This window comes from Hymenobacter rubidus, assembly GCF_016734815.1.
In the GTDB taxonomy this organism is placed as follows: Bacteria; Bacteroidota; Bacteroidia; order Cytophagales; family Hymenobacteraceae; genus Hymenobacter; species Hymenobacter rubidus.
On the sequence record NZ_JAERQF010000027.1, the window covers coordinates 44,990 to 66,621 of the forward strand.

17 protein-coding genes and 1 pseudogene are annotated in these 21,632 nt (G+C 58.7%); 15 read left to right on the forward strand and 3 right to left on the reverse strand.

The annotated features are described in order from the left end of the window. The first annotated feature begins 71 nt into the window (after positions 1 to 71). The 8 genes from pnp (at position 72) to JKL48_RS16755 (ending at position 8,124) form a co-directional block, all read left to right on the forward strand. A complete protein-coding gene (gene pnp, locus JKL48_RS16720) occupies positions 72 to 2,243 on the forward strand; it encodes a polyribonucleotide nucleotidyltransferase (RefSeq protein ID WP_201984866.1) in 2,172 nt (723 codons plus the stop codon). Positions 2,244 to 2,364: 121 nt separating this feature from the next. Next, a complete protein-coding gene (locus JKL48_RS16725; RefSeq protein ID WP_035566352.1) occupies positions 2,365 to 3,228 on the forward strand; it encodes a sigma-70 family RNA polymerase sigma factor in 864 nt (287 codons plus the stop codon). A 145-nt stretch (positions 3,229 to 3,373) separates the two neighbouring features. Continuing rightward, positions 3,374 to 4,309 carry a thioredoxin-disulfide reductase gene (gene trxB, locus JKL48_RS16730; protein WP_201984875.1) on the forward strand — a complete coding sequence of 312 codons (936 nt, stop codon included), beginning with the start codon at positions 3,374 to 3,376 and terminating at the stop codon, positions 4,307 to 4,309. 155 nt (positions 4,310 to 4,464) lie between these two features. Next, entirely contained in the window at positions 4,465 to 5,586 is a 1,122-nt protein-coding gene (locus JKL48_RS16735; protein ID WP_236668862.1) for a peptidoglycan DD-metalloendopeptidase family protein, read from the forward strand. 145 nt (positions 5,587 to 5,731) lie between these two features. Continuing rightward, positions 5,732 to 6,451, forward strand: coding sequence for a bacillithiol biosynthesis deacetylase BshB1 (bshB1, locus tag JKL48_RS16740; protein ID WP_201984882.1), 720 nt, complete (start codon positions 5,732 to 5,734; stop codon positions 6,449 to 6,451). A 66-nt stretch (positions 6,452 to 6,517) separates the two neighbouring features. Continuing rightward, on the forward strand, positions 6,518 to 7,039 hold the full coding sequence (locus JKL48_RS16745) for a DUF4833 domain-containing protein (RefSeq protein WP_201984885.1): 522 nt from the start codon (positions 6,518 to 6,520) through the stop codon (positions 7,037 to 7,039). Positions 7,040 to 7,133: 94 nt separating this feature from the next. Further along, complete coding sequence (gene parS / locus JKL48_RS16750) at positions 7,134 to 7,577, forward strand: type II RES/Xre toxin-antitoxin system antitoxin (RefSeq protein ID WP_201984888.1); 444 nt, start codon at positions 7,134 to 7,136, stop codon at positions 7,575 to 7,577. 88 nt (positions 7,578 to 7,665) lie between these two features. Next, entirely contained in the window at positions 7,666 to 8,124 is a 459-nt protein-coding gene (locus JKL48_RS16755) for an RES family NAD+ phosphorylase (RefSeq protein ID WP_201984891.1), read from the forward strand. Here JKL48_RS16755 and JKL48_RS16760 read toward each other — a convergent pair. Both JKL48_RS16760 and accC read right to left on the reverse strand, forming a co-directional pair. Then, a complete protein-coding gene (locus JKL48_RS16760) occupies positions 8,121 to 8,723 on the reverse strand; it encodes an imm11 family protein (protein WP_201984893.1) in 603 nt (200 codons plus the stop codon). The genes JKL48_RS16755 and JKL48_RS16760 overlap by 4 nt on opposite strands. Positions 8,724 to 8,735: 12 nt before the next feature. Then, positions 8,736 to 10,247: an acetyl-CoA carboxylase biotin carboxylase subunit gene (gene accC / locus JKL48_RS16765; RefSeq protein WP_201984898.1), complete on the reverse strand. Its 1,512-nt coding sequence runs from the start codon at positions 10,245 to 10,247 to the stop codon at positions 8,736 to 8,738. A gap of 363 nt (positions 10,248 to 10,610) precedes the next feature. Here accC and JKL48_RS16770 point away from each other — a divergent pair, with 363 nt between their 5' ends. After that, positions 10,611 to 11,858, forward strand: a complete 1,248-nt coding sequence (locus JKL48_RS16770) for an aminotransferase class I/II-fold pyridoxal phosphate-dependent enzyme (RefSeq protein WP_201984900.1) — start codon at positions 10,611 to 10,613, stop codon at positions 11,856 to 11,858. Positions 11,859 to 12,110: 252 nt separating this feature from the next. After that, positions 12,111 to 12,281 (forward strand): annotated as a pseudogene (locus JKL48_RS23610) (histone H1); the annotation flags it as partial. 216 nt (positions 12,282 to 12,497) lie between these two features. On the opposite strand, the gene tyrS reads toward JKL48_RS23610, so the two are convergent. Next, a complete protein-coding gene (gene tyrS / locus JKL48_RS16780; RefSeq protein ID WP_236668863.1) occupies positions 12,498 to 14,027 on the reverse strand; it encodes a tyrosine--tRNA ligase in 1,530 nt (509 codons plus the stop codon). A 147-nt stretch (positions 14,028 to 14,174) separates the two neighbouring features. On the opposite strand from tyrS, the gene holA reads away from it, so the two are divergent. The 5 genes from holA (at position 14,175) to JKL48_RS16805 (ending at position 21,533) form a co-directional block, all read left to right on the forward strand. Next, positions 14,175 to 15,233, forward strand: coding sequence for a DNA polymerase III subunit delta (holA, locus tag JKL48_RS16785; protein ID WP_201984909.1), 1,059 nt, complete (start codon positions 14,175 to 14,177; stop codon positions 15,231 to 15,233). Between the two features lie 57 nt (positions 15,234 to 15,290). Further along, positions 15,291 to 15,494, forward strand: coding sequence for a hypothetical protein (locus JKL48_RS16790; RefSeq protein WP_201984912.1), 204 nt, complete (start codon positions 15,291 to 15,293; stop codon positions 15,492 to 15,494). A gap of 148 nt (positions 15,495 to 15,642) precedes the next feature. Further along, positions 15,643 to 16,317, forward strand: coding sequence for an ATP-grasp domain-containing protein (locus JKL48_RS16795; protein WP_201984922.1), 675 nt, complete (start codon positions 15,643 to 15,645; stop codon positions 16,315 to 16,317). Between the two features lie 129 nt (positions 16,318 to 16,446). After that, positions 16,447 to 19,707 (forward strand): tetratricopeptide repeat protein, encoded by a 3,261-nt coding sequence (locus JKL48_RS16800; RefSeq protein WP_201984925.1) that lies wholly within the window; start codon positions 16,447 to 16,449, stop codon positions 19,705 to 19,707. A gap of 65 nt (positions 19,708 to 19,772) precedes the next feature. After that, positions 19,773 to 21,533: a TonB-dependent receptor gene (locus tag JKL48_RS16805; RefSeq protein ID WP_201984926.1), complete on the forward strand. Its 1,761-nt coding sequence runs from the start codon at positions 19,773 to 19,775 to the stop codon at positions 21,531 to 21,533. Positions 21,534 to 21,632: the final 99 nt, after the last annotated feature.

Consider the following 21,632-nt stretch of genomic DNA (forward strand, 5'->3'; position numbering starts at 1 on the left):
TAACGAGGGCCGTGCGCGGTGCTCGTTTTTGGCTGCTCGCCCGCTGTCGCTTTTCCAAGCAAATCCCGCTGATGTCCCAACCCCAAGCCATTACCAAAACCTTGGCGCTGCCCGACGGCCGTGTCATCTCCATCGAAACCGGCAAGCTGGCCAAATTCGCCGACGGCGCCGTCGTGGTTCGCCTTGGCGATACCATGCTGCTTGCCACGGTGGTTTCGGCCCCGAGCCAGCGCGAAGGCGTTGATTTTCTGCCCCTGTCGGTCGATTACCAGGAGAAATTCGGCTCGGCCGGCAAGATTCCCGGCTCGTTTCAGCGCCGCGAAGGCCGCCTGAGCGACTACGAAATCCTGATTTGCCGCCTCGTCGACCGCATCCTGCGGCCGATGTTCCCCAAAGACTACCACTACGAGGTGCAGGTGATGATTACCCTCATCTCGGCCGACAAAGAAGTGCAGCCGGATGCCCTGGCTGCCTTGGCCGCTTCGGCTGCGCTGTCGATTTCCGATATTCCGTTTGCTGGCCCGATTTCCGAAGTGCGCGTGGCGCGCATCGACGGCCAGTTCCAAATTAACCCCAAGACCTCCGACCTGGAGCGCGCCGACATGGACCTGATGGTGGGCGCTACCGCCGACTCCGTGGCCATGGTGGAAGGTGCCATGAAGGAAGTGAGCGAAGAGGAAATGGTGGCGGCCATTGCTTTCGGTCACGAAGCCATCAAGGCCCAGTGCCAGCTGCAAACCGAACTGGCGTTGGCCGTGGGCCGCACGCCGGAGTCGGCTCCCCGCGAATATCCGAAGTACGAGGAGAACGAAGCCCTCAAAAAGCTCATCCACGAAGGCGTTTACCAGGGGGCTTATGACGTGGCCCGCTCGGGCAACACCAGCAAAGGCGGCCGCAAGGAAGGCTTCTCGGGCGTGAAAAAGGCATTCCTTGAAAAGCTTGTGGCTGAGCAGCCGGAACTGGACATGAAGATGTTCAGCCGCTACTACGGCTCGGCCGAGAAGAAGGCCATCCGCGACATGATGGTGAAGGAGCGGGTGCGCCTCGACGGCCGCCAGCTCACCGAAATCCGCCCCATCTGGTCGGAAATCAACTACCTGCCCGGCGCCCACGGCTCGGCCATCTTCACCCGCGGTGAAACCCAGAGCCTGACCACGGCCACGCTCGGCACCAAGCTCGATGAGCAAATCATCGACCAGCCGCTGGCTAAGGGCTACTCGAAATTCATGCTTCACTACAACTTCCCCGGTTTCTCGACCGGCGAAGTGAAGCCGAACCGCGGCGCCGGCCGCCGCGAAATCGGTCACGGCAATCTGGCTTTGCGCTCGCTGCGCCAGGTGCTGCCTTCGGAAGAAGAAAACCCCTACACCATCCGCATCGTGTCGGACATTCTGGAGTCGAACGGTTCCAGCTCGATGGCCACGGTGTGCGCTGGTTCGCTGGCCCTGATGGACGCCGGTGTGAAGATTTCGGCTGCAGTGGCCGGCATCGCCATGGGTCTGGTGCAGGACAAGGAAACCGGTGAATATGCCGTGTTGAGCGACATTCTCGGCGACGAGGACCACCTCGGCGACATGGACTTTAAGGTGACCGGCACGGAGAAAGGCATTTGCGCCTGCCAGATGGACATCAAAATCCAGGGCCTGAGCAATGAGATTCTGACCGCCGCGCTGCACCAGGCACGGGAAGGCCGCCTGCACATCCTCCGTGAGATGGCGAAGACGATTTCGGCCCCGGCGCCGGAGTTGAAGCCTCACACCCCGCGTTCGCACAAGATGCTTATCGACAAAGAGTTTATCGGTGCGGTAATCGGGCCGGGCGGCAAAGTGATTCAGCAAATTCAGAAGGACACCAACGCCACGGTGATTATTGAAGAGAAGGACGAGAAAGGCCACGTAAGCATCTACGCCTCCAACCAGGAGGACATGCAGGGCGCCATCGACCGGATTCGCGCCATCGCGGCCCAGCCCGAAGTGGGCGAGGTGTACAAAGGCAAAGTGCGCAGCATTCAGCCGTATGGCGCTTTCGTGGAGATTATGCCGGGCAAAGACGGCCTGCTGCACATCTCGGAAGTGACGCACGAGCGGATTCAGACGCTGGAAGGCCTGTTGGAAGTGGGGCAGGACATTGACGTGAAACTGGTGGAAATCGACAAGAAAACCGGCAAGTACCGGCTCTCGCGCAAGGTGCTGCTGCCCAAGCCCGAGGCGGCCGCGGCCAGCAACGGCGAAGCGAAAGCTTAGCCAATCTGTTGAGGCCAGAACTTATCTCAGAGGAAGCCTGTTGGCTTCCTCTGACTTAGGGACTGCCCGAACGGACTTTTCTTACGTATAAACCCCCAGATTATCGTTCTTACCTAGTCCCATGAGACAGCTAAAAATTAGTAAGCAGATTACCAACCGCGAAAGCCAGTCGCTGGACAAATACCTCCAGGAGATTGGCAAGGTTGATTTGCTCACGCCCGACGAGGAGGTAACGCTCGCGCAGCGTATTCGCGACGGGGACCAGCAGGCGCTGGAGAAATTGACCAAGGCTAACCTGCGCTTCGTGGTGTCGGTGGCCAAGCAGTATCAGAACCAAGGCCTGAGCCTTGGCGACCTTATCAATGAGGGCAACCTCGGCCTCATCAAAGCGGCCAAGCGCTTTGACGAAACCCGCGGTTTCAAATTCATTTCCTACGCCGTGTGGTGGATTCGCCAGTCCATCCTGCAGGCTTTGGCCGAGCAGAGCCGCATTGTGCGTTTGCCCCTGAACCGGGTGGGTTCGCTGAACAAAATCAGCAAGTCGTTCTCGGAACTGGAGCAGAAATTCGAGCGCGAGCCTTCGCCGGAAGAAATTGCTGAAGTGCTGGAGTTGACCACTTCCGAAGTAGTGGACACGCTGAAAATTAGCGGCCGCCACGTGTCGGTGGACGCTCCGTTTGTGCAAGGCGAGGAAAACCGTTTGCTCGACGTGCTCGAAAACGAGGACGAAGAGTCGCCGGACATGGCGCTGATGAACGACTCGCTTCGCAAGGAAGTGCAGCGTGCCCTGAGTACGCTCACCAAGCGTGAGGCCGACGTGATTACGCTGTACTTCGGCCTGAACGGCGAAGCCGCCCTCACGTTGGAAGAAATTGGCGAGAAATTTAACCTGACCCGCGAGCGTGTGCGTCAGATTAAGGAAAAGGCCATTCGCCGGTTGCGGCACACGTCGCGCTCGAAGGCGCTGAAGCCGTATCTGGGCTAACTTCTGCTTAGTTTTGTTGTTGAAAAACCCCGGCTGTAAGGTTGGGGTTTTTTGTACCGTCTATGCGGCAAGCATTGGTTTGCCGTGGGGCTCTTATCTGAAAATTCGCTTCAAAACGGCAAGCCAACGCTTGCCGCACAACGCAATGGCTGAACACATTAAATGCCTGATTATTGGCTCTGGTCCTGCTGGTTATACTGCCGCTATTTACGCGGCTCGGGCCAATATGGCGCCGGTTATGTACATGGGTTTACAGCCCGGTGGGCAGTTGACCATCACCAACGACGTGGAGAATTTCCCCGGTTACCCGGATGGGATTATGGGTCCGGAAATGATGGAAGACCTGAAAAAGCAGGCCACTCGCTTCGGGACGGATATCCGCTACGGCATTGCTACGGCGGTGGACTTTTCGGTGACGCCGCGCCGCGTGACCATTGACGAAACCATTGAGCTGACGGCCGATGCCGTGATTATCGCCACCGGGGCTTCGGCCAAGTGGCTGGGGCTGCCTTCGGAAGCTAAGCTGAACGGCTCGGGCGTGTCGGCCTGCGCGGTTTGCGACGGGTTCTTTTACCGCGGGCAGGAAGTGGCCATTGTGGGTGCCGGCGATACGGCCGCCGAGGAGGCTACCTATTTGGCTAACCTGGCCAGCAAGGTAACCATGATTGTGCGCAAGAGCGAGATGAAAGCCTCGAAAATCATGCAGAAGCGCGTGTTGGAGAACCCCAAGATTGAGGTGCTGTTCGATACGGTGACGGATGAAATTCTGGGCGAACACTCGGTGGAAGGCGTGCGGGTGAAAAACCTGTTGACGCATGAAACCCGCGAGATTCCGCTGACGGGCTTCTTTGTGGCCATCGGGCACGAGCCGAACTCGAAGATTTTCCAGCCATACCTGCACCACGATGAGCAGGGCTATTTGAAAACGATTCCTGGCAGCAGCAAGACCAACATCGACGGCGTGTTTGCCTGCGGCGACGTCCAGGACTACACCTACCGCCAAGCGGTGACGGCCGCCGGCTCCGGCTGTATGGCCGCGCTCGACGCTGAGCGTTACCTGGCCGCGCTGGGCATACACTAAATTCGCATTTTGAACGTCATAACAACAGAACGTCATGCTGAGCGCAGTCGAAGCATCTCTACCGCGCAAGTAATTAGTTACTCTCGCGGTAGAGATGCTTCGACTGCGCTCAGCATGACGTTCTGTGTGGTTACTGGCTAAAAAATAAACTGCTTTTGACATTCCTGAAAACAACGTTTTGGCGCCCGGCGCTGCTGTTGCTGGCGCTGCTCTGGCTGCTAGTGGGGCTGAGTCCTGCGCAGGCCCAGCGCCGCAAGCCGCCGCGCACCAAGGCCAAAGCCGGCAGCACGTCCGGCAAGTCCGACTTTTTTCGCATCAAGACGCCCAAGATGCGCTACGTGCGGCCGGATACCACCACGGTGATTGAAACCGAGGAAATCCCCGACGAGAATTCCGACGCGGCGAAGTCTATCTACTTCAATCCGGCCAAGAAGCTCAGCATTGTGAGCGAAGACACGACGACCCTGAACGAGGGCGGGCAAGAAATCGTGGAGATGTCGGAGGAAGTGCTCATCGATTCCTCGTGGGTGAAGGTGGCGGGTTACTACTCCATCTGGGACACGCACCGCGTGAATCCTTACCGCGTGGACGGCCGCAGCTACCGCGACTCGCTGAAGCTGCGCCTTACCGACCCGCCCCGGCAGCGCTACGCCAAAATGCCCCTCGTGACGACGCCCATTACTTCGGGCTTTGCCTTCCGGGGCTACCGCTGGCACTACGGCATGGACCTGGATTTGGAAACCGGCGACTCGGTGAAAGCCGTGTTCGATGGCGTGGTGCGCATCCAGGCTTGGGATGGCGGCGGCTACGGCAACTACATTCTGGTGCGGCACTACAACGGCCTCGAAACCGTGTATGGCCACCTCAGCAAGGCGCTGGTGACGGTGGGCACCTTCGTGAAAGCGGGCCAACTTATTGGCTACGGCGGCAGCACGGGGCGCAGCACGGGCTCGCACCTGCACTTTGAGGTGCGCTACCAAGGCAACCCCATCAACCCGGTGCTCATGTATGATTTTCCCGGCTACAAGCTGCGGAAAGACAATTTCACCATCACCTCGCAGCTGTTTAACTACTACAGCCGGGCGCTGGGGCACCGCAGCAGCGGCAGCCGTAGTGGTTCGCCTTCCCGCGCCCGCCAGACGGTGACGCACAAGGTGCGTTCGGGCGATACGCTCTCGGAAGTGGCCGAGCGCTACGGCGTGCGCGTGAGCACGCTGAAAAAGCTGAATCCCGGCGTGAAGACGCTGCAGCCAGGCAAGAAGCTGCGGATTAAGTAAACAGATGACAATCAAAAAGAACGTCATGCGGAGCGGAGGCGAAGCATCTCTCCCGCAATGCTATTCCTGACGATTGGGATGAGTTGCGCGGTACAGAGGCTTCGGCTGCGCTCCGCATGACGTTCCCTTTTTAAATAGTACCCTCATGAAACTCGATGTCCTGGCCCTCGGTGCCCACCCCGACGATGTAGAAATGTCCTGCACCGGCACGTTGCTGGCCTCAATGGCCGCCGGCAAGAAAGTAGGCATCGTTGATTTTACGCGGGGGGAACTGGGCACACGGGGCACGCCCGAAACCAGGGCCGCTGAGGCCGAGGCATCCAACAAAATCCTGGGCATTGATATCCGCGAGAACCTGGGCATGGCCGATGGCTTTTTCCGCAACGACCGGGAGCACCAGTTGCCGCTGATTGCCGCCATCCGGCGTTACCAGCCCGATGTCGTGCTTTGCAACGCCATTCAGGACCGGCATCCCGACCACGGCAAGGCGGCCCAACTGGCCGTTGACGCGTGCTTTCTCAGCGGGCTGCGCATGATTGAAACGCTTGGTGAAAACGGCCAGCCCCAGGAGGCCTGGCGGCCCAAAAACGTGTACCATTACATCCAGGACCGTCAGCTGCCGCCCGCTTTCGTGGTGGATATTACGCCGTATTGGGAAAAGAAGTGGGAAGCCATTCAGGCTTTCAAAACGCAGTTTTTTAATCCTGATTTAGACGCGCCGCAAACCTATTTGTCGAGCCAAGCCTTCGGCCGCTTTATGGAAGCGCGGGCGCGGGAGTTCGGCCACATCATTGGGGTCGAGTTTGGCGAAGGCTTCACGGTGGCGCGGCCGGTGGGCGTGCGCGAGGTGGGCGACTTGCTGTAGAATAGTCAGACACAATCAATGAAGCATTTCTTCGATGGGGTCGCTCGTAAAGGCTTATTGCTAATTGTGGCGCTGCTTTTCAGCGGTTTGGCACTGGCAGCAACTCTGCTGCGGCCAGCTGCTGAATTTCCGGTACCAACCGGTATTCCGAACCAACTTTTCTACCTGCAGCGCGACCCCAATACGAATACCGTCGTGTACCAGCTGAATGTGAACGACGCGGGAAAAATCGATGAAGAGGAACCGGTTCGCATGTTTTGGATACGCTACGCTGAGCAAGGCGAGCGCAAGGAGCTGAATTTCATCCAACGAAAATTTGCTTACGGCCTCACGGCTCAAAAACTGGCCCCCGATAAGTACGAACTGAAGTTTGCCGCCTACAACAAGATTCGCTTCTTCCTGATGCGTTCGGGTATTGACAGAGCATTTCACGTTTTTGCCGCCATTGGCAACAAGCAAATCATTCTGAATCGGGTTTTTCTTCGAATTGAGGGCGGCACGTTTTGGGTGCCCAACGTTAAATACATCGAGTTCAAAGGATGGAACGCGGCTACCCGTGAGTCGGTAGTCGAGCGAATGAGCGTGTAGTCTGCGCGAATGTTTGGAAACGAAAAAAGGGAAATATTTCCGTTAATTATGGAAATGTTTCCCATCTTTGGGAAAGAAATTTACTCCCATACTCATGGCTGCTGTCGCTGCTCATCCCGCTGCCATTTATTCGCCCGCCTTGCTCGGGCTGCAAGCCACCGTGGCCGATTCTTTTGCCTTGGTAATGGCGGCCCGCACGGGTGTGCCTGCCAAAACTGCCTTCGACGTAGCGGCCCTCCTGAAGCTGAGCGCCGACGAGCTGGCCGTCCTTCTGCATACCACCACCAAAACCCTGCGTGCCTATCGCGAGGGCAAAAAGCGCCTCGGCCCCGCCGCCAGCGAGCAAATTCTCAAGCTGCTGGCCCTCGCCCGTCAGGGCGAGGAAGTCTTTGGCTCCCTCACCGCCTTCCGCCGCTGGCTCGATAAACCTGCCTACGGCCTCGACAATCAGCCGCCGCTGGCCCTCCTCGAAACCAGTGGCGGCATCGACCTGGTAGCCGACGAAGTCGCCCGCATTGCCCACGGCGACTTGGCCTAATTGTTTTTAGTTGTTTGTTGTCGGTTGTCAGTAAACGCTGCAACAGGGTGCTGACAACCGACAACGAACAACTGACAACTAAAGCGCAGTGGAAATCTACCGCATCTGCCTAGCCAAATACGCCAGCGAGCTCGTCGCCTCCGGCAACCCCGGCCGCTGGAACCTGCGCGGCCAGCTGGTCATTTACGCCGCCGGCAGCCGCTCCTTGGCCTGCCTCGAAAATGTGGTGCACCGCAGCGGCGAAGGTTTCAACAGCCTCTTCAAAGTCATCCGCATCGACGTGCCCGACACCCTGGCCATCGAAGAGTTGACCCTCGCCCCAATGCCGCCCGAGTGGCAGCTGCCGCGCCATTACGCCCGCTGCCAGCCGCTAGGTGCTGCCTGGTACCAACGTCAAACGGCGGCCATCCTGCGCGTACCGTCCTCCATCATCGCTCACGAATATAATTACGTGCTCAATACCCGCCACCCGGATTTCGCGCAGGCGAGGATTGTGGGTTGGGAGGATTTTGCGTTTGACCCGCGGATAAAGCAGGACGATGTTTAAAGCACCCGGACTTTTTCAAAATGAAGGCCTTCTAGTCCTTCGCATTTGGCAGCATCTCGAACTTCGTAGTTGACATAGATTCCGGTGGGAAGTTGCCAAAGCACTTCAGAACAAGCAAAAATGCATAGCCTGCCTATTTTTTGCTGAGAAAAAACTGGTTTGACAAGGTTGGCAGGTTTGTCAGGAAACCGATGAAAAACCGAGTGCTCTAAATCCAGAACGTCATGCGACTTGTTAAATCTGAGCACAAAGTAGGTGCGTGAATCGCCCTTTCTGGCATGGATATTAATAGGAAGCCATTCATACTGCTCCTCACCCGAAGCATAGTAATCAATAATGTCACGCAACTTTTGTGACATTAAAGGCCAAGCAAAGGAGTTGGGCTGATAATCAGACCACAGGCGTTTCAAGTTGCTTAGGTCGTCTGATTTAACGCTGCCGGTTTTGCTGAAAGAAACCTGCTTTAACATCAGGTCAAAAGGAGGCTTCAGGCAATTAGCCATTTCCTCCATCAAAGTAAAATAGGGAGGGGCACTGACTGGAGCACAGGCAACGGCAACATCCCGGCTATCTTGCGGACTAAGCAGGAAGTAATTCATTGGTTGCCTGAACTACCGTACCCCCAACCGATTCCGCCGCCAGCCCGAAACCTCCGCGCCCGCAGTTTCGCCAGTTGCCGCCGCCGCTTTGGGTTTCTTCTCACGGAGGAGCAGGGCGGCCAGCGCGACGGCTACTTTGGCCGTGGCTTCGTCTGGAGCGGTGGGGGCCAGGTCGGCGGGGGAGAAGTGGTTTTTGATGAAGTTCGTGTCAAAATCGCCGCTCACGAAGGCGGGATGCTGCAGCACGTAGGCTCCGAAAGGCAGTGTGGTTTCGATGCCCGTGATTTGATACTCTTCAATGGCGCGCAGCATGCGGGCAATGGCCTCGGCGCGGTCGGCCCCGAAGGTGACCAGCTTAGCAATCATCGGGTCGTAGTAAATCGGGATGTCCATGCCCTGCTCGAAGCCGTCATCGACGCGCACGCCGGGGCCTTGCGGGCGCACGTAAGTGGTTAGGGTTCCGATGTCGGGCAGGAAATTGTTTTGCGGGTCTTCGGCATACACGCGCAGCTCCAGGGCGTGGCCGGTGATGCTGAGGTCTTCCTGCGAGAAGGCGAGGGGCTCGCCCTGGGCCACTTTTATTTGCTCCTTCACCAAGTCGAGCCCCGTGATTTGCTCCGTCACGGGGTGCTCCACCTGGAGGCGGGTGTTCATCTCTAGGAAGTAGAAATTGCGCTTGTCGTCGAGCAGGAACTCCACGGTGCCGGCGCCTGCGTAGTTGCAGGCGCGGGCCACGTCCACGGCGCAGCGGCCCATTTCGGCGCGCAGCTCGGGCGTGAGCACGGAGGAGGGCGCTTCCTCAATCACCTTCTGGTGGCGGCGCTGGATGCTGCACTCGCGCTCGAACAAATGCACGATGTGGCCATGCTCGTCGCCCAACACCTGGATTTCGATGTGGCGCGGCCCGGTCACGAACTTCTCAATAAACACCGCGCCATCGCCAAAGGCCGACACGGCTTCATTAATGGCCAGCTGCATTTGCTCCTCAAACTCGTCGGCTCCGTTCACGATGCGCATGCCTTTGCCGCCGCCACCGGCCGAAGCCTTGATGAGAATGGGAAAGCCCACTTCTTCGGCAATGCGCTTGGCGGCCGGCACGTCGGAAATGGCTTCGTCGGTGCCGGGCACCAGCGGAATGTTGTAGGCTTTCACCGCCTGCTTGGCCGAGAGTTTGTCGCCCATCATCTCCATGGCCTCGGGGCTAGGCCCCACGAAAATCAGGCCCGCTTCGCGCACCATGCGCGCAAAACCAGCATTTTCCGAAAGAAAGCCGTAGCCGGGGTGAATCGCATCGACGCCCAGTTCCTGGCAGACGGCGATGATTTTATCGCCGCGCAGGTAGCTGTCTTTCGAGGCGGGCGGGCCCACGCACACGGCCTCGTCGGCGTAGCGTACGTGCAAGGCGTTGCGGTCGGCCTCGGAGTAGATGGCCACAGTGGCAATGCCCATTTCCTTGGCGGAGCGCAGGACGCGGAGGGCAATTTCGCCCCGATTGGCAACAAGCAGCTTGGATATTTTTTTCATGTGGGTGGGAGTGGGGGCGGATAACGAAAGGTCATGCTGAGCGCCGCCGAAGCATCTCGCGTGCATAGCTCAATCCATCGTTGCGGTAGCTATGGATTACTGCCACACGCGAGATGCTTCGGCTGCGCTCAGCATGACGTTCTCTTTTGGTCCTAACTGGTAAAAGCGGGAAAACTTTCACAAAGAAACTGCGAAACCGCAACCCGCCGGCAACCCGCAACGGGGCCAGCTGGTTGTTAAGCCCAAATTATGTACATCCGCGACGCGGGGGTTACCTTTGTGAGAAGGCCCGTTTGGAGTTGCCCCAGCAATTCACGTCACGGCTGTTTCCCCGCTTTTTTTCACCTCATTTACGTTTTTTCAGTGGATATTTTTGACCGGGTTTCGGCCAACCTCGGACCGCTGGGTTCGCACTCGCACTATGCGCACGGCTACTTCACCTTTCCCAAGCTGGAAGGCGAAATCAAGCCCCGCATGATTTTTCGGGGTAAGGAAGTGCTCACCTGGAGCCTGAACAACTACCTGGGCCTGGCCAACCACCCCGAAGTGCGCTGCGTGGATGCCGAAGCTGCCGCCGAATACGGCATGGCCCTGCCCATGGGCGCCCGCATGATGAGCGGAAACTCCAACCTGCACGAGCAACTGGAAAACGAGTTGTCCGAGTTTGTCCAGAAGCCGGCGACTTGCCTGCTCAACTTCGGCTACCAGGGCGTGGTGTCCATCATCGACTCCCTGGTGAACCGCCACGACGTCATTGTGTACGACGCCGAGTCGCACGCCTGCATCATTGATGGGGTGCGCCTGCACGCCGGCAAGCGCTTCGTGTACCGCCACAACGACATGGCCAGCCTCGAGAAGCAGCTCACGGCCGCCAAGCGCCTGACCGACGAAAACGGCGGCGGCATTCTGGTGATTACGGAAGGCGTATTCGGCATGTCGGGCAACCAGGGCGACCTGCGCGGCGTGGTGGCGCTGAAGGAAAAATTCGACTTCCGTCTGTTCGTCGACGATGCCCATGGTTTTGGCACGATGGGCGCTACCGGGGCCGGAACGGGCGAAGAACAGGGCGTGCAGGACGGCATCGACCTTTATTTTTCAACCTTCGCCAAGAGCATGGCCAGCATCGGAGCCTTTGTGTCGGGCCCGGAAAGCGTAATTGACTATTTGCGTTACAACATGCGCAGCCAGATTTTCGCCAAATCGCTGCCAATGCCCTTAGTAGTGGGCGCGTTGAAGCGGTTGGAACTGCTCCGCACCCAGCCCGAGCTGAAAGACAACCTCTGGACGATAGTGCATGCTCTGCAAAGCGGCCTGCGCGAAAAGGGCTTCAACATTGGGACCACCACCTCGCCCGTGACGCCGGTGCTGCTGGAAGGCGAAATCCCCGATGCAACCCAGATTACGCTGGATTTGCGTGAGAATCACGGGGTTTTCTGCTCCATTGTTGTGTATCCGGTGGTGCCCAAGGGCGTGATTATGCTGCGCATCATTCCGACGGCCGCGCACTCGCTCGACGATGTTCGGGAAACGATTGCGGCGTTCGAGGCCGTGGCGGATAAGCTCAAAAAGGGCCTATACAGCCGTGCCACGGCTATTCCGCAAGCTGTTTAAACCGATAGGGCCACCTAAGGCGCGGGCTGCTACATGAAGCGGCCCGCGCTTTTCGTTTTTGGATTATTCCGATGGGAAGGCCGTTTGCGCAATGTGCGCAAACGGCCTTTTTTTGTTGAAAATCGGCCTCTAAAAGCCGGGGAGCGGGTTTTTAAAAAAAAGTGAAAAACTTGCTTGCATTTGAAATCCCTGTATATTAGAGCCGGCTTAACACCACCGCAAATTCATTTTTCACCCCAAACCCAATTCCCAATGAACAACTTCGGTAAATTGAAGGACCTCGTAATGTCGCTCGAAGAGGACTTTTCGAAATTCTACGACAAGAACAATGCTGCTGCCGGCACGCGCGTGCGCAAAGGCATGCAGGAGCTGAAAACGATGGCCCAAGCGTTCCGCACCGAAGTGCAGAACACCAAAAATGCCGGTGCTGCCACGGCTGCTCCTGCTGCTAAGAAAGCCGCTCCGGCCAAGAAAGCCGCCGCTCCGGCTGCCGCCAAGAAAGCTGCTCCTGCTAAGAAGAAGTAATTCGGTCCCACAACGGGTGCGCCCTGATTCCATCGGGCTCACGAACGTTGTGCACAGCAAAAAGGCCCCGCCAACTGGCGGGGCCTTTTTTATGGGGCGGGCCGCCGGGCCGGCCTATGATACTAATTCTACTAGGAAGAAATTTCTCCTGCCTTTCTGCACCACCAGGTACTTGCCAGCGAGGTGTTCGAGCGCAGCCACGGAATCATCGGGTGAGGTCACTTTCTGCCGGTTGATGCTCACGCCGCCGGCTTGAATCATCTTGCGGGCTTCGCCTTTGGAGGGAAATATTTTGTGCAGGGTGAAGTCGCTGAGGAAAGTGGCCGCGTTGAGTTCGAGCAGCATTTCGGCGCGGAGCACGCGTAGGTGCGGCACGCCGGCAAAAACGTCGAGCAGGGTCGCTTCGTCGAGCGAGGCGAGGTCGCCACCGCCGAAGAGGACTTGCGAGGCGGCAATGGCGGCTTCGGTGGCTGCGGCGGAATGTACGCGGGTGGTGACGTCCGCGGCCAGGGCTTTCTGGAGGATGCGCAGGTGCGGGGCGGCGGCGTGCTCGGCTTCGATGGCCAGGATTTCGGGCTCGCTCAGCAGTGTGAACACGCGGATGAGGCGCGGGGCGTCGGCATCGGCCGAGTTCAGGAAGAACTGGTAGAACTGATAGGGCGATGTCAGGGCCGGGTCAAGCCAAACGGTGCCGGTTTCGGACTTGCCGTACTTGGTGCCGTCGGCTTTGGTGATGAGCTGGCCGGTGAGGGCGTAGGCTTTGGCTTCGCGGTCTTCGGCGTTGGCGAGGCGGCGGATGAGCTCGGTGCCGGTCGTGATGTTGCCCCACTGGTCGCTGGCGCCCATTTGCAGGGTGCAGCCGAGGGTTTTGTTGAGGTGCACAAAATCGTAGCCCTGCAGCAGCTGGTAGCTGAATTCGGTGTAGCTGATGCCAGCGTCTTCCGGACTGCCAAAAATAGTTTTTTGAAAGAAAGCAGCTGTTTCCTCACGCATCTGTTCAAACCCTGGTTCAGATAATTTTTGAAGGCCATCTAAATAGCCTCTTGCTATATTCAGTAGCTTCAAGCCTTCATCAGTTTTTCCTTCACTAATCAAGCGTGCTGCATCATCAAGAAATTCTGATTTGATGCGTTCAATGCCAGCGTTAATTCGGTCAACAGTTTTATTGATGCCAATCCTCTTTTGGACCGAGTCCTTGGCCATCATGTAGTTCACGGTGAGGTGCTTGCCTACTTCACGCAGGAAGCCCAGAAAGCCGATTTCCTTGAACCAGTCGTAGTTATTCACCACCAGCGCGCCGGTGGGGCCTTCCGAGAAGTCCAGGAATTTTTCCAACTGGGTCTGAATACCAGCCTGGTTGTGGCGCAGGGTGGCTTCGTCGAGCAGGTTGCGCTCGGCGGATTTGCCGCTGGGGTCGCCAATCATGCCGGTGGCGCCGCCCACGAGAGCCACGGGGCGGTGGCCAGCGCGCTGCAAGTGCACCAGCAACATGATGGTGGCCAGGTTGCCGATGTGCAGCGAGGCGGCCGTGGGGTCGAAGCCGATGTAGCCGGTGATGGGCGCGTTGGTGGCGAGGTGTTCGGCGGTCCCGGGCATGGCGTCGTGAAACATGCCGCGCCAGGTGAGTTCAGATATTAAATCCAATGAGGAATGAAGAATGAGGAATGAAGAATGAACACCAGCGGTGCCGAACCGAGCGGTTTCGATTTTACAAAGGTAGCTACGGCGTAATTTTGGGCTTTCGTCGGTCCTGCGCCAGGCAATTCCTCATTCCTCATTCCTCATTCTTCATTGATACTCGAAGCCGACGCGATACTTAAGCAGCTCCAGCAGCGGCAGTTTCAGCCCGTGTATTTTTTGCAGGGCGAGGAGCCATACTACATCGATGTGGTGGCGGATTTGATTGAAAAAACCGTGCTGGCCGAGCACGAGCGCAGCTTCAACCAAGTGGTGGTGTATGGCAAAGACGTGGACGTGACGGCCATTCTGGGCCAGGCCAAGCGGTTTCCGATGATGGCGGAGCGTTCGGTCGTCATCGTGAAAGAGGCCCAGACGGTGGCCGATTTGGAGCAGGAGCGGAGCTGGCCTTTTCTGGAGGCCTACCTGAAAAACCCGCTGCCCAGCACTGTGCTGGTATTCTGCTATAAGCACAAGACCCTGGACAGCCGCAAGAAGCTGGGCAAGCTGCTCAGCGGCAAAGACTCGCCGGCCGTGCTGATGACCAGCAAGAAGCTTTATGACAACCAGGTGCCGCAGTGGCTCACGGCCAACGTGCGGGCGCGCGGCCAGCAAATTACGGTGCAGGCCACGGCCATGCTGGCCGAATACATCGGGGCCGACCTGGGACGGCTAGCGAATGAAGTCGACAAGCTGGTGCTGAACCTCAAACCCGGCCAGCCCATCGATGAGGAATTGGTGCAGCGGCTGGTGGGCATCAGCAAGGACTACAACATTTTTGAGCTGCAAAAGGCGCTGGTGCAGCGCGATGTGCTCAAGGCCAACCGCATTCTGGCCTACTTTGCCGCCAACCCCAAGGCCAACCCGCTCATCCCGAACCTAACGCTGCTGTTCAACTTTTTCACCAAGCTGCTGGTGCTGCATCAGGCCGGCGCGAACCCGTCGGATGGCGTGTTCAAGAGCTTGGGCATCATGAACAGCTTCGCCCAAAAAGAGTACCAGCAGGCCCTGCGCGTGTACCCACCCGAGCGGGTAGTGGGCCTGATTCACAACATCCGGCGGGCCGATGCGCAGAGCAAAGGCATCGAAAGCGGCTCGATGGACGACGCCGAGATTCTGCGGGAACTGGTGTGGCTGATTCTGCACAACGTGCCGGCCGGCGTGCTGGAGTAACAACGGGGCCCGACTTAGCGTAGAAAGTCGACATTCACTCTAAACCTGATTTCACTCATGAGCGATACTCCAAGTGGCACCCTCGGGGGCCTGCTTTCCGGACTTTTCGGCGGCCGAACCAATGATGATGGCACCCGTGCCGCGGGCTCAACCTCGGGCAAATTAGTCAAAGGCGCTTTGCTGGCTGCTGGTGCGGCCTACTTATACAAGCGCTACAAAGCCGGTAATTTGAACGTGCCGGGCATCACGCCTCCCCAATAGTCAATCGACATCAATGCGTACACAAAGAGTCCCGTTGGCACACGCTGACGGGACTCTTTGTGTTTTATAGAAAACCTGCCTTCTGTTTATGCGAACCCACATTCACTAAGCCCACGGCCTGCCACAAAGCGTCAATAACTATTTGGCCATGGATGGTTTCCAGCAGATGGGCTGGGAAATTGTGCCCTACACCGATGCCGACCCCGTGCGCGACCATTTGCCCGACGAAGTGGTGGTAGGCCACATTGCGGCAGTGCGTGCCAGTTTGCGGTCCTTGGGCTTTGACATCCCAGCCGAATTGGGTTACCCAGCGGCGCTGCTGCCGTTTCTGGGGCGCCGGCTGTGGCAAAGCACCATCAATACGGTAGCCGCTAACCCCGAAAGCTGGCCAGTATTCGTGAAGCCCATACTTGATACAAAGAAATTTACGGGTGTGCTGGTTCGCCGTATTGGTGACCTTATTGGATGCGGCGACCAATATGAGGATACCCCAATCTGGTGCGCTGAGCCAATTGAGCTGGTGGCCGAATGGCGCTGTTTTGTGCGCTATGGCCAGATTTTAGATGTGCGGCCTTACAGGGGCGACTGGCGTGCCCACTTCGACCCGGCCGTGGTGGAACTGGCACTGGCGGCCTATTTGCCCGAGGCGCCGGCCGCTTTTGCGTTAGATATTGGCCGTACAGCTAAGGGCCAAACGGTGGTAGTAGAAGTAAATGAAGGCTACGCGCTGGGAGCATACGGCCTGACGTCTTTAGCTTACGCCAAGTTTCTGTCGGCGCGCTGGGCCGAGCTAACAGGCAGCGAGGATTATTGTCGTTTTTGAGGCTCCGGCCTTTGTCATTCCGACAATGTAAACCCGCATTTCCGCGTTACCTGGGCAACCTACGGGCATTTATCGCTACTTTTGGCGAGTTCCCGGGCCCGGTGCGGCCCCTCCACGACAGGTATTTACATGAAGCTATTTCCCCGGCTGGCGCTGGCCGCCGCCCTGAGTGCCGCGGCGCCCATGGCAGCCCAGGCCCAGCAAACCCAGGTTTTCGCCTCCGATGAGCGGCACTTTCAGGAAGGGTTGGAGTTGTTTGACCGCGCCCAGTACGGCGCGGCCCAGGAGGCATTTCGGGCGTACCTGGCCATTGAGCCGGTGCACACCAGCCAGGCGGGCACCGTGGCCGGCGACCGCACCGCCGATGCCGAGTACTACTACGCGGTGAGTGGCCTCTACCTCTCGCACCCCGATGCCGAGGGCCTGATTCTGGATTTTGCCGCGCAGCACCCGGCGCACCCACGTGCCGCTTCGGCCTATTTCGAGCTGGGCAAGTTCTATTTCGACCAAAAGGACTACCCTGGCGCAATTCGCTACTTCACCAAAGTAGCACCCGACAACCTCAGCAACGACCAGCGGGCCGAATCCGATTTCAAGCTCGGCTACAGCTATTTCGAACAGAAGGACTACGAGAAAGCCCGCCTGCTCTTCGACCGGAACAAGCAGGTGCAGAGCCAGTACAAGTACGCCAGTGCCTACTACGCCGGCTACCTGGGCTACCGCGCCGGCGACTACGCCGCTGCCCGCGCCGACCTGAGCGTGGCCGAGCAAAACGACGCTTACAAGCCGGTGGTGCCCGCCGTGATTACCCAGATTTACTACAAGGAGGGCAACTACGACGGCTTGATTGGCTACGCCAACAAGGCCCTGCAAAACACGCCGCCGCCCCAGAACGCGGACGAAATCCAGCTTTTGCTCGGCGATGCCTATTATCAGAAAGGCCAATACAAGGAAGCCGCCGATAATTTTGATAAGTACGCCGCCGTGCACAAAGGCAAGATTGAGCCGGCGCTGCAATACAAGATTGGCTTTGCCAACTACAAGATGGGCGACTTCAAAGGCGCCATCGCCAGTCTGAAAAACGTAGCTGTGCGTCGCGATTCGCTGGGCCAGAATGCCGCTTACCACTTGGGCCTGAGCTATCTGCAAAGCAACCAGAAGCCCCAGGCCGTCACGGCTTTCGAAGCCGCCCGCCAGAGTACCTTCGACAAAGCCATTGCCGAAAATGCCACCCTCAAGCTGGGACAGGTGCAGTACGAGCAGGGAAATTTGCCGGAGGTAATCAACGTATTGCGGGATTTTCGTAAGAAGTTTCCGCGCTCGAAAAACCAGGCCACTGTGGATGATTTGCTGAGCACCAGCTTCCTGTCGTCCACCGACTACAACCAGGCGCTTACTTACCTCGAAGGCCTGGAAGACCGCAGCGCCAAGCTGGACGCCACCTACCAGCGCGTGGCCTACGCCCAGGCTGCCACGCTCTACAACAACGGCAACTACGGCGAGGCGCTGCCCTTGCTGGATAAGTCGCTGAAGTACCCCGCCGACGATGGCCTGCGTGCCGCCGCCCAAGTGTTGCGCGGCGAGATTTACAGCGTGGGGCAGCAATACCCGGACGCCATTACGGCGTATGTGGCGGCGGCCCGCTCGGCCCGGCAGGGTGGGGTGAGCCCGGAAGAGGCTGACTTTGAGCAGAAAGCGCGCTATGGCCTGGGTTATGCCTATTACAACACCAAGCAGTACGACCGCGCCCGGCCCCAGTTCCAGGCGTTTCTGAACGATACCGACGCCAAGCCTTCGGACCCCAACTACTACGATGCCACCCTGCGCCTGGCCGATACCTACTACGTGGCCAAAAGCTACGCCCAGGCCCTCACGCTCTACGATAAAGTCATCACGGCCAATGCCGCTGATAAGGACTACGCCTATTACCAAAAGGGCCGCACGCTGGGCCTGATGGGCCGCCGCGAGGAAGCCAACAGTACGCTGGCCGCCTTGCTAAAAACCAGCCCGAACTCGCGCTACGCCGAAGACGCGGTGTTTCAGCAGGCGCAGCTGTCGTTTGAGGCAGGCGAATACCAGCCCGCCGTCACGGGTTTCTCCCGCCTGATTGACAACCGCCCCAACAGTGCCCTCATCCCACAGGCCCTGCAAAAGCGCGGCGTGGCCTATGCCAACCTGCAACAGCAGGACAAAGCCGTGGCCGATTTCCAGAGAGTGCTGACCGACTATCCGCGCAGCGAGGCCGCCTCGCAGGCCCTCTACAGCTTGCAGGAAAGCCTGACGGCGCTGGGGCGCACCGAGGAGTTTGATACCGCCCTGGCCGCCTTTAAGGCCCAAAACCCCGACAGCAAAGCCACCGAAAGCGTGGAGTTCGAAGCTGCCAAATCGTTGTATCTGGCTGAAAAATACCCGGCGGCCATTCTGCGCCTGGAGTCCTACTTGAAGCAATACCCGGAATCGGCCTTGGGCGCCGATGCGCGATTCTTCTTGGCCGACTCGTACGTGAAAACCGGCGACAAGCAGCAGGGCCTGACCCGTCTGCGGGCCGTGGTGGCCGAGGGCAAAAGCGAGTTCCTGAACCGCGCCGTGGGCCGGCTGGCCGACCTTGAGTTCGAGAACAAGAACTACGCCGAAGCCGCCAAGCTCTACGAGCGGTTGCGCGGGGCCAGCACCAACCGCCGCGAAGTGGCCAACGCCACCCTGGGCCAGATGCGCAGCCTCTACGAAACCGGCGACTACCCCGGCACGCGCCGCGTAGCCGAGGAGTTGCGCGCCCAGGCCGGTGCCACCGCCAACGCCACCAACTCGGCCTTGCTGTACCTGGGCAAATCCAGCTACCGCGCCGGCAATCTGGAGCAAGCGGCCACGGAACTGGCCACGGCAGCCACCGCCGCTCCGAACGACGTGAACGGCGCCGAAGCACAGTATTACCTGGCCGAAACCCTCTTCAAACAGAAAAAATACGACGAAGCCATTGCCGCGGCGCTAAAAGTGAATGCCGACTTCAGCAGCTACCAGTTGTGGCAGGGTCGGGCTTTCCTGCTGGTGGCGGAAGTATATGCCGCGCAGGGCGACAACTTCCAGGCACGCGGTACGCTGAACTCGCTTATCGACAATAATTTCCCCGTGGCCGAAGTGCTGGAGGCCGCCAAGCAACGCATCAAAACCCTGGGCGCCGACCAGCCCGACGAAACCGCCGAGCCTGCGCCGACCAAAACCCCTAAAGCACCGGTCAAAACCGCACCGCCCGCCAAGGCCCCGGCCAAAGCACCGGCGGCTCCTGCCGGTAAACCTGCTACTACGCCGCCCGCCAAGGGCAAAGCCGCCGTGCCCCGCACCAACCTGCGCGGCACCACCACTGCCCCCGCCGATACGGCCACCCAGCGCTAATCCGGCGCATACTTACATTGAACCACCACTTGCTGATGAAGCGCTTGTCCCTACAACAACTTCCCTTGCTGCGTCCTTGCGGCACCCGCTTGGCCCTGGTCGCGGTGCTGGCCGCGACGGCGCCCGCTGCTTTTGCCCAAACCACCAAAGGCGGCAAGCGAACGGGCAACATCGAGGAGGCCGAAATCGAAATTGTGAAAGAGCGGGTGAACCAACTGCCCGAGGCTACGCGCAACTTCGAGAAAATTAAGCTGCCGGCCCCGCCCAAAACGGAGCGCAAGGTGGCCTACACCTTCCCCGACTTCCGCCTGCCCGCCGACCGGCTCGCCCCCTCCGTGAAGGTGCTCACCATCCGGGCCGAAGAGCCGGCCCCGCTAACCGGCAATTTTATGAAGGCCGCCATCGGCAACTACGGCACCTTTTATGGCCGGGGTTACTTCCACAGCACCCGCAACACCGACCACGCTTATGGCCTCGACATCAAACACGTCAACTCCCTGAACGGGCCCGTGGATGGCAAAAACTCCAGCGTAGCGCAAACCAGCGCGCACCTGATGGGTGAACTCTACCGCGGCACGGCAGCTTTTGGTGCCAACCTGGACTTGGGCCGGGAGCGCTACAATTTCTACGGCTACGAAAAAGCGGCCAACGGCAGTACCGTGGCCACGCCCGAAGCCAGCGACATCAAGCAGGTGTTCAACCGCTTGGCTGTGAAAGCCTATGCTCACAACCGCGACCCCGAACAGCAGTTGCAGTACGATGCGGGCATTGGCTACCGCTACTGGGCCGACAACTTTACCGCCAGCGAAAACGACGTGCGCCTCAATGCCAAAGTAGGCTATGCCATGGGCGAATCCAGCCGCATTACCCTCGCCGCCGATGCCTCCTTCATCAGTGACAAGGACATCACGCCGGGCAACTTTCCGGCTCCGGCGCCCAATCCGGGGGTATTGACGCGCACCCGCACCTTTGTGCAGGCCACGCCGGCCTATGAGTTTGTCAATAAGAACATTGCTTTCTCGCTGGGCGCCACGCTCGGGTACTCATCGGATACAACGACCAATGTGAGCAAGGGTGTGGTGTACCCGGCCGTACGACTCGGCTACACCATTGAGCCGGAGAAATTTATGGTCTATGCTGGTCTGGGCGGGGCCTTGCAGCGCGTGACCCGCTACGACCTGAGCACCGAAAACCCCTGGCTGAACCGCGGCCTGAACGTGGCCGATACCCACCGCGGCCCCACGGTGTATGCCGGCTTCACCTCCACGCCGGCCCGTGGGCTGGAGTTCAACGTGAAAGCAACCTACGCCCGCGACCGCAACCTGTACTTCTACCTCAACAACGCCATTGACCCCACGAAGTTCGACCTGGTGTATGACCAGAATGCCACCGGCGTGCTGAACATCCACGGCGAGCTGCTCTACAACGCGGCCGAGAAATTCCGCCTCGGCACCCGGCTCGACTACAACAAGTACGCCCTCAAAAACCTGCCGCAGCCGTTTCATCGCCCCGAGTTTCAGGGCTCGGTATTCGGTACCTACAATGTTTTTGACAAGCTGATGGTGGGCGTGGAAGGGTATTTTTACTCAGCCAGCTACGGCATAAGCTACCGGGCACCTGTTGTGGCGGGAGCCATTCGGCAGCCCGATTTCTACCGCGCCACCGACCCCATTGTCGACCTAAACCTGCGCGCCGATTACCGCATTACACCAAAAATATCCATCTTTGCAATGGGTAACAACCTCGCCAACCAACAATACCAGCGCTTCTACGGCTATCCGGTGAAGGGCATTAACGTGTTGGGCGGGGCTACTTACACCTTCTAAGTTTTGAATGTTAAACGGTGAGTGTTGAATGTATTTGGTTGTAACGACGGCCAAATTAGCCACTTACCTTTTAACTCAACATTCAGCACTTAACCCCTA